This window comes from Kribbella capetownensis (assembly GCF_004331485.1).
GTDB lineage: Bacteria > Actinomycetota > Actinomycetes > Propionibacteriales > Kribbellaceae > Kribbella > Kribbella capetownensis.
Window position 1 is genome coordinate 19,213 of sequence record NZ_SJKD01000020.1, and the last position, 10,773, is coordinate 29,985.

The 10,773-nt window shown below is 68.8% G+C and carries 13 protein-coding genes; 9 read left to right on the forward strand and 4 right to left on the reverse strand.

All coding sequences use genetic code 11. The features are described 5' to 3' along the window. Nucleotides 1–19 precede the first annotated feature (19 nt). Nucleotides 20–418 (forward strand): pilus assembly protein TadG-related protein, encoded by a 399-nt coding sequence (locus tag E0H75_RS42545; RefSeq protein WP_131519429.1) that lies wholly within the window; start codon nt 20–22, stop codon nt 416–418. Nucleotides 419–457: 39 nt separating this feature from the next. Continuing rightward, a complete protein-coding gene (locus E0H75_RS42550) occupies nt 458–1,252 on the forward strand; it encodes an SDR family NAD(P)-dependent oxidoreductase (RefSeq protein ID WP_131519430.1) in 795 nt (264 codons plus the stop codon). Here the strand turns inward: E0H75_RS42550 and E0H75_RS42555 are convergent. Further along, the gene (locus tag E0H75_RS42555) at nt 1,249–2,049 is read right to left on the reverse strand and encodes an SDR family oxidoreductase (protein WP_131519431.1); all 801 of its coding nucleotides are present in this window, start codon (nt 2,047–2,049) and stop codon (nt 1,249–1,251) included. The genes E0H75_RS42550 and E0H75_RS42555 overlap by 4 nt on opposite strands. A 71-nt stretch (nt 2,050–2,120) precedes the next feature. Between E0H75_RS42555 and E0H75_RS42560 the strand changes: the two genes are divergently transcribed. From E0H75_RS42560 to E0H75_RS42570, 3 genes are all read left to right on the forward strand, one after another. Further along, on the forward strand, nt 2,121–2,750 hold the full coding sequence (locus E0H75_RS42560; RefSeq protein ID WP_131519432.1) for a TetR/AcrR family transcriptional regulator: 630 nt from the start codon (nt 2,121–2,123) through the stop codon (nt 2,748–2,750). 180 nt (nt 2,751–2,930) lie between these two features. Further along, the gene (gene prfB / locus E0H75_RS42565) at nt 2,931–4,052 is read left to right on the forward strand and encodes a peptide chain release factor 2 (RefSeq protein ID WP_131519433.1); all 1,122 of its coding nucleotides are present in this window, start codon (nt 2,931–2,933) and stop codon (nt 4,050–4,052) included. Beyond that, nucleotides 4,036–4,830 (forward strand): pentapeptide repeat-containing protein, encoded by a 795-nt coding sequence (locus tag E0H75_RS42570; protein ID WP_131519434.1) that lies wholly within the window; start codon nt 4,036–4,038, stop codon nt 4,828–4,830. Before prfB ends, E0H75_RS42570 begins: the two co-directional genes overlap by 17 nt. Here the strand turns inward: E0H75_RS42570 and E0H75_RS42575 are convergent. After that, nucleotides 4,787–6,241 (reverse strand): MFS transporter, encoded by a 1,455-nt coding sequence (locus tag E0H75_RS42575; RefSeq protein WP_165554485.1) that lies wholly within the window; start codon nt 6,239–6,241, stop codon nt 4,787–4,789. The two genes, E0H75_RS42570 and E0H75_RS42575, sit on opposite strands and share 44 nt — an antisense overlap. Before the next feature lie 101 nt (nt 6,242–6,342). Between E0H75_RS42575 and E0H75_RS42580 the strand changes: the two genes are divergently transcribed. Beyond that, nucleotides 6,343–7,206, forward strand: coding sequence for a helix-turn-helix transcriptional regulator (locus E0H75_RS42580; protein ID WP_238163599.1), 864 nt, complete (start codon nt 6,343–6,345; stop codon nt 7,204–7,206). A gap of 69 nt (nt 7,207–7,275) precedes the next feature. Here the strand turns inward: E0H75_RS42580 and E0H75_RS42585 are convergent, their stop codons facing one another. Next, nucleotides 7,276–8,184: a LysR family transcriptional regulator gene (locus E0H75_RS42585; protein WP_131519436.1), complete on the reverse strand. Its 909-nt coding sequence runs from the start codon at nt 8,182–8,184 to the stop codon at nt 7,276–7,278. Between the two features lie 73 nt (nt 8,185–8,257). Between E0H75_RS42585 and E0H75_RS42590 the strand changes: the two genes are divergently transcribed. The 3 genes from E0H75_RS42590 to E0H75_RS42600 are packed head-to-tail and all read left to right on the forward strand — an operon-like array spanning nt 8,258 to nt 10,533. After that, a complete protein-coding gene (locus E0H75_RS42590; RefSeq protein WP_131519437.1) occupies nt 8,258–9,160 on the forward strand; it encodes an EamA family transporter in 903 nt (300 codons plus the stop codon). Nucleotides 9,161–9,173: 13 nt separating this feature from the next. Then, nucleotides 9,174–9,467: an antibiotic biosynthesis monooxygenase family protein gene (locus E0H75_RS42595; protein WP_131519438.1), complete on the forward strand. Its 294-nt coding sequence runs from the start codon at nt 9,174–9,176 to the stop codon at nt 9,465–9,467. 4 nt (nt 9,468–9,471) lie between these two features. Continuing rightward, nucleotides 9,472–10,533, forward strand: coding sequence for a serpin family protein (locus E0H75_RS42600; RefSeq protein WP_131519439.1), 1,062 nt, complete (start codon nt 9,472–9,474; stop codon nt 10,531–10,533). On the opposite strand, the gene E0H75_RS42605 is transcribed toward E0H75_RS42600, so the two are convergent. Beyond that, on the reverse strand, nt 10,524–10,773 hold a 250-nt coding region (locus E0H75_RS42605), incomplete at its 5' end, for a TIGR03943 family putative permease subunit (protein ID WP_475009199.1). The two genes, E0H75_RS42600 and E0H75_RS42605, sit on opposite strands and share 10 nt — an antisense overlap.

The window sequence follows — 10,773 nt, forward strand, 5'->3', positions numbered from 1 at the left end:
ACAGGGCGAGCAAGGTCAGATGACGGTTCTCATCATCGGCTTCACGGCGATCGTCTTGCTGATGATCGTCGTGGTGACCGATATCTCCAAGGTGTTCCTGGTACGGCGTGACCTCGATGCGACCGCGGACGGCGCCGTACTGGCCGCGGCGAACGGCCTCGCGGCGATCTACGCGCAGCCCGCGGCGGACGGGAACGCCGAGTTCGACCCGGAACAGGCCCGCCGGCTGACGGCCGAGTATCTGGACCAGGTGGCCGCGAGCAACCGATTCGACGGACTCGACTGGTCGGCCGATGTCGCAGGTACGACGGTGACCGTGCGGCTGACGTCCTCGGTGGACCTGCCGTTCGAGCCGCCCGGCCGGCAGGGAGACGCCGACATCGCATCGGAGGCGGCCGCCATCGTCCCGATCCGGTGAATCCCGCATTCCACCACGGCAGAAGGGCACCATGGGGTGATGAAGATCGAGCTGAACGGACGGCGGGCACTGGTGTCGGGATCGAGCCAGGGGATCGGGTTGGCGATCGCCACCGAACTGGCGCGAGCAGGCGCGGCGGTAGTCGTGAACGGACGCGGCCAGGAGAAGACCAGCGCGGCCGCGGATCAGGTCCGCAAGGAGGTGCCGGACGCCGACGTGACGGCGATCGCGGCCGATCTCGCGTCCGCGGAAGGCGCCGGCGCGCTGCAGGATCAGGTCGGCGAACTGGACATCCTGGTCAACAACCTGGGCATCTTCGGCGCCAAGCCGGTGCTGGAGATCGACGACGACGAGTGGCGCCGGTACTTCGAGGTGAACGTGCTGTCCGCGGTCCGGCTGATCCGGATGTATCTGCCGGGGATGATGGAGCGCGGCTTCGGTCGGGTGATGAACATCGCGAGCGACTCGGCGGTGGTGACGCCATTGGAGATGGTGCACTACGGGATGACGAAGACGGCTCTGCTCGCGGTGACGCGAGGCTACGCGAAGGCCGCCGCGGGGACCGGCGTGACGGTGAACTCGGTGATGGCCGGACCGACGCACACCCCGGGTGTCGAGGACTTCGTGCACGACTTGGTCGGTGACGACCTGCCGTGGGACGAGGCGCAACGCCAGTTCATGAAGGAGCACCGGCCGTACTCGCTGATCCAGCGCCTGATCGAGCCGCCGGAGATCGGCAACCTGGTCGTGTACCTCAGTTCGGACCTTGCCTCCGCCACCACGGGCGGAGCAGTCCGCGTCGACGGCGGCTACGTCGACTCGATCCTTCCCTAGGCAAACAGCCCCGGATTGTCGGTCAGCCACGTGATCCAGGTGCGGCCGGAGCGCGCGGTCAGGAGCTCGACGCCGGTCTCGATCGGCTGGGGAGTGCCGACGCGCGACGCCCAGTAGGCGAGCAAGGTCTCCCGCTGGCCGGCGTCGCGCATGGGCATCTCGGCTCGGGCCTGGTCGGGCGTCAGATCGACCGCCTCGATCGCAGCGCCGGTGACTTCGGTGATCTGCGCGATCTGATGGCGGCGCGTCATCGAGGACGGTCCGGTCATCGGATAGCCGCGACCGTCGTGGCCGTGGCCCGGTCCGTCGAGGAGCACGCGGACGGCCGCATCGGCGATGTCCTGCTCGTGGATCGGCGCCTCCTCGGCGTCGAGGTAGGGCAGCCGGATCTGGCCGGTCGCGCGGAACTGATGCGACCAGAACCTTGCGTTGCTCATGAAGGCTCCCGGCCGCAGGTACGTGGTCGCGTACGAACCGCTGCCGATCACGCGCTCGGTCGTCGCATGCGGGTCTTCGGGACCGCCCTGGGAGGAGAGCGACGAGAGCAGGACCACCTGCTTGACGCCGGCCGCCTCGGCTGCCGCGACGAACGACGGTGCCGACGACGGATCGGAGTACAGGAAGACCTGGCTGATGCCGCGCAGCGCGGGCGCGGGGTCGTCGGAGTAGGTGACCGCGGAAGGTCCCACGGCGGAGGGTTCGCGGGAGGCGACGCGGACGTCGCGACCCGCGGCGGTCAGGCCGGCGGTGATGGCGCGAGCGATCGCGCCGCGGCCGCCGGTGACGAGAATCGTCATTGGGTCAACTCCAAAAATGTAGTGACTATAAGATTGGATGAAGTAAAGCAGGATGCCCTACGCTCTGTCCAATGGAGACCGGGCGGCGAGAGCGGAAGAAGCAGCAGACGCGGCAGGCCATCTCGGATGTCGCGACCACGCTGTTCCTCGAGCGCGGCTTCGACGCGGTGACGGTGGCCGAGGTGGCGCGCGCGGCGGACGTCGCCGTACAGACGGTGTTCAATCACTTTCCGGCCAAGGAGGACCTGTTCTTCGACGAGCCGGGCTGGTGGATGGGGCCTGCCCGGGCGGTCCGGGAGGCGCCGCCCGGAGCGGATCCGGTGAATGTGCTGGAGGCGGCGTACCTGTCCGAGACCCGGGAGCGGTTCGAGGTCGGGCATCTGGCGACCTGGAAGCAGTTCGTCCGGACGATCGAGGGCAGCCCGGCCCTGCTGGCCCGTCGCCGGCTGAACGCCGCGGAGATGGAGACCTCGCTCGCCGAGGCCCTCGACGAGCGGAATCCTTGGCAGCTCAGAAACCGTCTGATCGCGGCTCAGTTCGCCGCCGCACAGAAGGTCCTGGAAGAACAGCTGATGCGGCTCCTGCCCGACGAAGCGTCCGCGGATCAGGTGCGGCAAGCCCAAGCAGAGCTGGAAAGAGCAATCACCGAGGTCTTCGGAGTACTGCGTCATGGCCTCGCCTTACCGGCAGCTACCGCCTAGGTGCCTCGTCGAGACACGTTCGGCACGTCTAGCGGCGCCCCAGACGCCCGCTGGCGGCGTTGTCGTCGTCGCGAGATGCTCCGCATCGCGCTCCTCCTCCGCCTTGCCAGCGAACGACTGGACCACCGCCAGCCGCACCAACGTGCCTCGACGAGGCACCAGCGGGTACGCTGCTTGGTTGTGGCTGGACTGGATTTTGACGCGGAGCTCAAGCAGCTCGACGCGACGCTGACCTCGATCGAGAAGGTGCTCGATCTCGACGCTCTGCGCCGGGAGATCGCCGACCTCGGTGAGCAGGTCGCCGCGCCGGACCTGTGGGACGACCAGGCGAACGCGCAGAAGGTGACGTCGCGGCTGTCCAGCCTGCAGGCCGACGTGGAGCGGGTGACCGCGCTGCGCAGCCGGGTCGACGACCTCGGCGTACTGGTCGAGCTCGGCCGCGAGGAGAACGACGCGGACAGTATGGCGGAGGCGGAGAAGGAGATCGGCTCGCTCAGCAAGGCGATCCAGTCCCTCGAGGTCCGCACCCTGCTGTCCGGTGAGTACGACGAGCGCGAGGCGCTGGTGACGATCCGGTCCGGCGCGGGCGGTGTGGACGCGGCCGACTTCGCCGAGATGCTGCAGCGGATGTACCTGCGCTGGGCCGAGCGGCACGGGTACGCCACCGAGGTCTACGACACGTCGTACGCCGAAGAGGCGGGGCTCAAGTCGACCACGTTCGGGGTCAAGTCTCCGTACGCGTACGGCACACTGAGTGTGGAGTCGGGCACGCACCGGCTGGTGCGGATCTCGCCGTTCGACAACCAGGGCCGCCGGCAGACCTCGTTCGCCGCGGTCGAGGTGGTTCCGGTGCTGGAGCAGACCGACGAGATCGACGTACCCGAAGAGGAACTGCGGATCGACGTGTACCGCTCGTCCGGCCCGGGTGGCCAGAGCGTCAACACCACCGACTCGGCGGTCCGGATCACGCACATCCCGACCGGCACCGTGGTCTCCTGCCAGAACGAGAAGTCGCAGCTGCAGAACAAGGCCAGCGCGATGGTGATCCTGAAGGCCAAGCTGCTGGCGCTGAAGAAGGCCGAGGAGCGGGCCCAGATCGACGCGCTGCGCGGTGACGTGCAGGGGTCGTGGGGTGACCAGATGCGGTCGTACGTGCTGCATCCGTACCAGATGGTGAAGGACCTGCGGACGCAGTACGAGTCCGGCAACACCTCCGGTGTCTTCGACGGTGAGATCGACGACTTCATCGAGGCCGGCATCCGCTGGCGCCGCACCGGCCAGACGGTTGCCGAGCAGAACTGACCTCCGCGCGGACTGCAGTAGCTGCTTCGGGCTCTGCTGCATCGCGCTGACGTTCAGCAAGTCGGCGGACTTCGCGATCGACAAGCCCGCCGGTGCGGCTTGTCCCAATCTCAGTGAAGACTTCCGCTGCACGATCCACAGCAAGCTGCGGGCGAAAGGCTTCCAGGGCTGCACGGTCTACGACTGCTTCGGTGCCGGACAGGAGATCTCCCGCCGGGCCGGCACGAGCTGGCGCGAACAGCCAGGGCAGCAGATGTTCGCCGCGCTACCCATCCTTCGTCAGCTCCACGAGTTGCTCTGGTACCTCACAGAAGCCCTTGAATACAGGGCGTTCGATGCCGAGATCCTGGCGGCGATCGAGCGCGTCGAGGGTGTGGCCGGTACTGCGGACCTGACGACGGTCGACGTGATCGCGGAACGGGCCATGGTCAACGAGTTGCTCCTGAAGACCAGCCGGCGCGTGCGCGGCAAGCAGAGCAAGAAGAAGGAGCGCCGCGGTGCCGACCTGATGGGTAAGGCCCTGCGCGGCGCGGATCTCGCGAAGGCGAACCTGCGCGGTACCTACCTGATCGGTGCCGACCTGCGCGACGCCGATCTCCGGCAGGCGGACCTGATCGGAGCGGACCTTCGCGACGCCGACCTGCGCGGCGCCGACCTGACCGGGGCGTTGTTCCTCACCCAGGCTCAGGTCAACGCCGCGCGCGGAGACCGTGCCACCAAGCTCCCGGCCGCTGTTACGCGCCCGTCCCACTGGGACGTGAATCCAGCCGGTGCGTGACCGGCGTCATCAGCACTGAGATGACGGTGATGCTCAGAGCCACCGCGGCCAGTGCCCCGCCTTGTCCCCAGGACGTGCCCGCCAGCGCCAGGTACGCCGTACCGACGATGGCCGCACCGAAGGCGAGGGTCGTCTGCTGGCTGGTGAGCAGGATGCCGCTGCCCAGTCCGGCCTGTGCCGGTGGGACCTGACCGACCACGACGCCGATGAGCGGCACCATGACCAGTCCGCTGCCGAAGCCGGCGATGAGCATCGGTACGGCGAGCGTCCACGGCGTCACGTTCGGCCAGGCCATCAGCGTGATGACGGCCAGTACGGCGTACCCGACGGCCTGGATGAGCCAGCCGCGGAGGATCAGGCCGGCGCCGTACCGCTGCTGCAGCCGCGGCCCGTAGACCGAGGTGATCAGGAACCCGACAGCCATCGGCAACAGGCTCAGACCGCCTTCCAGCGGGGACATGTGGGCCTCGCCCTGCGTGGCGAGGGCGAAGACGAACATGAAGCCGCCGAACGTCGTGAAGAACGCGCTCGCGAGCAACAACCCGAGCCGCATCGCGCGGAGCCGCAGAACCGTCGGCGGGATCAGCGGAGCGCGACCTGACCGCTCAGACCTGTGCTGGTGGACGCCGAGAAGCGCCACGGCCGGAATGACCGCGGCCAGGCAGAGCCACGTCCAGAGCGGCCAGCCGAGCGGCCGTCCTTCGGTGAGCGGCAGGAGTAGCAGTACGAGAGCCAGTGCGAGCAGAGCGGCGCCGACAAGGTCGACCCGATGGGCCTTCTCGGCCTTGGTCTCCGGGAGCAGCCGGATCGCCGCGGCGACCGCCAGCACGCCGACCGGGACGTTGACGAGGAACACTGCCCGCCAGCCCAGCCCGAACACGTCAGCCTCGACCAGCACGCCGCCGAGGATCTGGCCGAGCGCCGCCGCGGCACCGCCGGCGACGCCGAACATGGCCATCGCGCGGGCGCGGTGCTCGCCGGTGAGGAGGCTGGTGATCGACGCCAGGACCTGCGGGGTCATGGCCGCGGCCATGGCGCCTTGCACGACGCGAGCCGCCAGCAGTACGCCGATGGTCGGAGCGATCGCGCAGATCAGCGACAGCACGGTGAAGCCGGTCAGGCCGATCAGGAACAGCCGCTTGCGGCCGAATCCGTCGCCGAGGCGGCCGCCGACCACCAGCAGGGTGGCGTTGGCGATTCCGTAGCTGCCGACGACGAGTTGCAGCTCGCCCGAGGTCGCCTGCAGGTCCGAGCCGATGGCCGGCAGCGCGACGTTGATGATGAAGAAGGAGAGCATCGGCAGGAAGGCGCCGAAGAGGAGAGTGGTCAGTGCCACCGGGCCCAGGGGCGACGCGACGGCACGCGGCCGGGCGGAAACGCCGGTGGCGGTGGCCTGGAGCTGGTCTGTCATGCTCCCAGCCTGCGCGCACTCGGAGCCTGGTGGTGAGAGCCTGGTTATCCTGGTATTGACACCACCTGGCACCAGGCTCCGGTTCAGTCCATCATGGCCACATGACCACCCTGCCATTCACCACCGACAGAACTGCCGTCGACAAAGGCGAGCAGCGGCGAGAGTTGGGGGTCTTCCTGCGAAGCAGGCGGGAGCGGATCCAGCCGGACGAGGTCGGGTTCGCACCGGGCGGCCGGCGCCGGACGCCGGGGCTGCGGCGGGAAGAAGTGGCGCTGCTCGCGGGGGTCGGCGTCACCTGGTACACGTGGCTCGAGCAGGGGCGGGACATCAACGTGTCGGCGCAGGTGCTGGAGGCGCTCGCGAACACACTGCGGCTGGACCGGCAGGAGCGCAATCACCTGTTCACCCTGGCCGGGCTCCAGGTCGGGCCGGCGCGCGGTGAGTGCGCGATCCTGCCCGCGTCCGTCCAGAAGACGCTCGACGCGGTCTCGCCGTACCCGGCCGTCGTACTGAGCGCGCGCTACGACATCCTCGCGTTCAACGAGGCCTACTGCCGGGTGGTGCTCGACCTGCGGGAGATCCCGGTCGAGGAGCGCAACATGCTCTGGGTGACGTTCGTGTCGCGTGAGTGGCGGTGTACCTTCGCCGAGTCCGAGTCGATGAAGGTGCACATGGTGGCCGGGTTCCGCTCGGCGATGGCCGACCATCTCGGTGAGCCCTCCTGGCAGGACCTGCTCCAGCGGCTGCTCGCGGGGTCGACGCTGTTCACCGAGTTGTGGGAGCGCTACGAGGTCGCCGCGCCGAGCAACCGGATCAAGGTGCTCGAGAACCCCGACGCCGGCATGCTGCGGATCGAACCGGTCAACCTGTGGCTGTCCCAGCTCGGGCAGTTCCGGGCGACCGTCTACACCGCCGCCGACGAAGACACCGAGAAGAAGCTCCGGGTCCTCGTCGGCTCCAACTGAGGCTCAGGCGACCGGAATCCCGGGGGTTGGTCAGCGCCCGGCCGCCCGTCATCGTGTTGCTGCGGTCGATCAGGCGGTGTCGCGGTCAGGCCAGGCGGACTCGAGGGTGGACAGGGTAACGGCGATCGCGGGCCGACGGGAGGTGGTCGTCCGCCAGACGGCGTACAGGCGGCGGCTCGGGGCCGGCTGCAGCGGCACGACGACCACACCGTCGGGGAGCGTGCCCCGGCCGAGCCGGGGGAGCAGGCCGATGCCGATGCCTCGGGCAAGCATCGCCAACTGGGTCTGGTACTCCGCGACCGAGTAGGCGATCTCGGGCTCGACGCCGGCCCGGCGCATCGTCCGGACCAGCCACTCGTGACAGATCGAACCGACCGGTTGGCAGATCCATCGCTCGCCGACCAGGTCCTCCGCCCGGACAGACTCCTTGCCGGCCAGGCGATGCGTCGCCGGGACGAGAACGTCGGCCGGATCGGAGCCGAGCTTCACCCGGGACAGTCCCTCCGGCAGGCCCAGTGGAGTGTTCTGCCAGTCGTGCACCACCGCCACGTGGATCTCCCCGCGGCTGACCGCGGCAACAGCATCCAACGGATCGGTCTCGGTCACCCGCACATCCAGCCCCGGGTTCTCGTCGATCAGCCGCGCCAGTGCCTGCGGCAGCAGGCCGCGCGCGGCGGTCGGGAACGCGGCGATCTTCAGCGTGCCGATCGCCTGTCCGCGTTGCTCCTCCAGCGTCAGCTCGGCGTCCTCGACCAGCTCGAGGATGCGCGCGGCGGTCGAGGCCAGCTGCCTGGCGGCGTCGGTGAGGACGATCCCGCGGCCCTGCCGCTCGATCAGCGTCGTCCGCGTCTCGCGCTCCAGTTTGGTCAGTTGCTGGGACACCGCAGACGGCGTGTAGCCGAGCACCTCGGCCGCGCGGTTGACCGACCCGTACTGCGCGACGGCGTGCAGGGCGCGGAGCCGGCCGAGATCAATCATTCAGCACTCCTCAAGTGATGGCGGTAGCAATCGGTGCTGGTCCTTAAGTGTACGCCGACCCAGACTGGACCACATGAAACCTCGTGACCTGCTCCTCGCGCTCGCGGTCGTCGTGGTCTGGGGCGTGAACTTCGTCGTGATCGAGGTCGGTCTCGAGGACTTCCCGCCGCTGCTCCTCTCCGCCCTGCGCTTCTTCTTCGCCGCCGTCCCGGCGATCTTCCTGCTCGGCCGTCCACCGGTCGCCTGGCGGTACGTCGTCGGAGTCGGTCTCGCGCTCGGCGTGGCGAAGTTCGGGCTGCTGTTCACCGCGATGGACCACGGCGTCCCGGCCGGACTGTCGTCGCTGGTGCTGCAGTGCCAAGTGATCTTCACGGTCCTGTTCGCGATCGCCGTACTGCGGGAGCGGCCGCGCAAGGCCCAGGTGATCGGCATCGCGATCGCCTGCCTCGGCATGGTGCTGATCATGCTCGACCGCGGACTGGCTGCACCCCTCGGCGCACTGTCGTTGGTGATCGTCGCGGGTGCGTTCTGGGGCGTGTCCAACACCATCACCCGCTATGCCAAGCCGCAGGACACCTTGCGCTTCATGGTCTGGGTCAGCGCGGTCGCCGTCGTCCCGCTGCTCATCCTGTCGCTTCTCACCGAGGGACCGCGGACGGATGTCGATGCGCTACGCGGGATCGACCTGACCGGCATCGGGGCGATCGGCTACCTCGCCTTTGCCGCAACGCTGTTCGGATTCGGTGCCTGGGGCTACCTTCTGCGCCAGTACGACGCGAGCACCGTCGCACCGTTCTCGCTGTTGGTGCCGATCGTCGGCATGGCCGCGGCCTGGTTGTGGCGCGGTGAGGCGGTCGGCCTGCAGCAGGCGATCGCGGCGGTCCTGGTGATCGGTGGCATGGCGTGCACCGTCGTCCGGCGCCGCGCTCGGGCGAAGGAGAACACGGAGCAGGCGGTGCTGGCCGAGCCGGTGTGAGAAGGTTGGCCGCATGGTGCTCGAAGTGGCGTTGTTCGATGTGATCGCCGGCCAGGAAGACGCGTTCGCGGCCGCCTATCTGGAAGCCCGCAAGCAACTCGAGAACGCCGAGGGCAGCCGGACCATCCGGATGTCGCGCGGCATCGAGACGTCGACCCGCTTCGTGCTTCAGGTCGAGTGGGACTCGCTTGAGGCGCACGAGGCGTTCCGGGCGAGCGAATCCTTCGGGGTCTGGCGCGGCCTGATCGGCCCGCACTTCGCGAACCCACCGCACGTCGAGCACTTCACCGACGTCCAGGACAGTTGACCGGATGGATGCGCTGCAGGTCAGTCGCCTGACTGCTCGGTGGATCGAGCAGCTGCCCGGCGAGGGCAGCACGGTTCTCTCCGGGCTCGGCGTCCGGCCATTGCTCGCGATCCTCGCCCAGCTGGCCGTCGGACCCGCGCGGGACGAGCTCGTCGAGGCCGCCGGCGGACCGTACGACGGCCTGCTGCAGACCCCCGAGCTCCGGATGGCGCTCGGTCTGTGGACCCGGCCAGAGATCCCGCTGCAGCCTGGAGTCGACCGGTTCCTGCCGCCCGAGGTCCGCGGCACGCTGACCGATCAGGCGGCGCTGGACGCGTGGGTGGTCGAGCAGACGGACGGACTGCTGGAGCGGATGCCCCTCCAGTTGACGCCCGACGTGCTGCTGGTGCTCGCGTCCGCGTTGGCGTTGCGGACGACGTGGGTGCTGCCGTTCAACGAGTATCCACGCGATGGGCAGCGGTGGCTGAGTCGGTCCGACGATGACCTCGACAGCGTGCGCGTGTACGAGAGCCAGGCCGGACCGTTGACTGTGGCAACGGTCGTCGGCGCTGGGGAGTTCGACGTACGGCTCGTGGTCGGTGAGGCGGGTCGTGGGCGGGGCGCCGTACTGGCTGCCGCGCTCGAGCTGGGCGACGACGGCGTGAGCGGGTCGGAGTTGCTGGCAGCTGAAGGGTCGGCGCCGGCTGTGGAAGTGATCGAGTCGATGTCGCCGCTGCCGTCGGTGCTGTTGTCGTTGCCGTACTTCGAGGTGGACGCCGAGCACGATCTGCTCGAGCATCCGGACGTGTTCGGGCTGACGTCGGCAATGGACTCCAGCCAGGGCCACTTCCCTGGCCTGAGTTCGGTGCCGTTGGCGATCGACCAGGCCAGGCAGGCGGTGATGGCTCGCTTCTCCGCGATTGGCTTCGAAGCGGCCGCCGTCACGACGATGGCGATGGCCGCCGGGTCCGCGCCGATGGCCGGCGCGAAGGCGTTGCTGGTGTCGCTGGTGCAGCCGTTCGGGTTCATCGCTGTGCACCGGCCGACCGGCGTACCTGTCGTCGTCGGCTGGGTGAGCTACTCGTAGGGGTTGGCCGGGGCCGTGACCGTTTTGATCGTCTCGACGGTCAGCGCGGCGACATCGCCGTCGATGCGTTTGCTGGGCTCGGCCCATTGGCCGGTCACGGTGATCCATTGGTTCTTGGGTGGGGCGATCTGGCCGCGCGCCTCGACCATGAACGCCGTACCGTCGGCGACGCAGCAGGTCAGGCCGATGCGGGTCACGTACCAGGTGCCATTCTTGGCCGGTGTGACGAAGCCGGTGAGC

What these genes read in the sequence shown, in the direction of transcription:
- E0H75_RS42545 (WP_131519429.1), top strand. Translation starts at nt 20, where the DNA reads ATGACGGTTCTCATCATCGGCTTCACGGCGATCGTCTTGCTGATGATC.
- E0H75_RS42550 (WP_131519430.1), top strand. Translation starts at nt 458, where the DNA reads ATGAAGATCGAGCTGAACGGACGGCGGGCACTGGTGTCGGGATCGAGC.
- E0H75_RS42555 (WP_131519431.1), bottom strand. Translation starts at nt 2,049, where the DNA reads ATGACGATTCTCGTCACCGGCGGCCGCGGCGCGATCGCTCGCGCCATC.
- E0H75_RS42560 (WP_131519432.1), top strand. Translation starts at nt 2,121, where the DNA reads ATGGAGACCGGGCGGCGAGAGCGGAAGAAGCAGCAGACGCGGCAGGCC.
- E0H75_RS42575 (WP_165554485.1), bottom strand. Translation starts at nt 6,241, where the DNA reads ATGACAGACCAGCTCCAGGCCACCGCCACCGGCGTTTCCGCCCGGCCG.
- E0H75_RS42580 (WP_238163599.1), top strand. Translation starts at nt 6,343, where the DNA reads ATGACCACCCTGCCATTCACCACCGACAGAACTGCCGTCGACAAAGGC.
- E0H75_RS42585 (WP_131519436.1), bottom strand. Translation starts at nt 8,184, where the DNA reads ATGATTGATCTCGGCCGGCTCCGCGCCCTGCACGCCGTCGCGCAGTAC.
- E0H75_RS42590 (WP_131519437.1), top strand. Translation starts at nt 8,258, where the DNA reads ATGAAACCTCGTGACCTGCTCCTCGCGCTCGCGGTCGTCGTGGTCTGG.
- E0H75_RS42595 (WP_131519438.1), top strand. Translation starts at nt 9,174, where the DNA reads ATGGTGCTCGAAGTGGCGTTGTTCGATGTGATCGCCGGCCAGGAAGAC.
- E0H75_RS42600 (WP_131519439.1), top strand. Translation starts at nt 9,472, where the DNA reads ATGGATGCGCTGCAGGTCAGTCGCCTGACTGCTCGGTGGATCGAGCAG.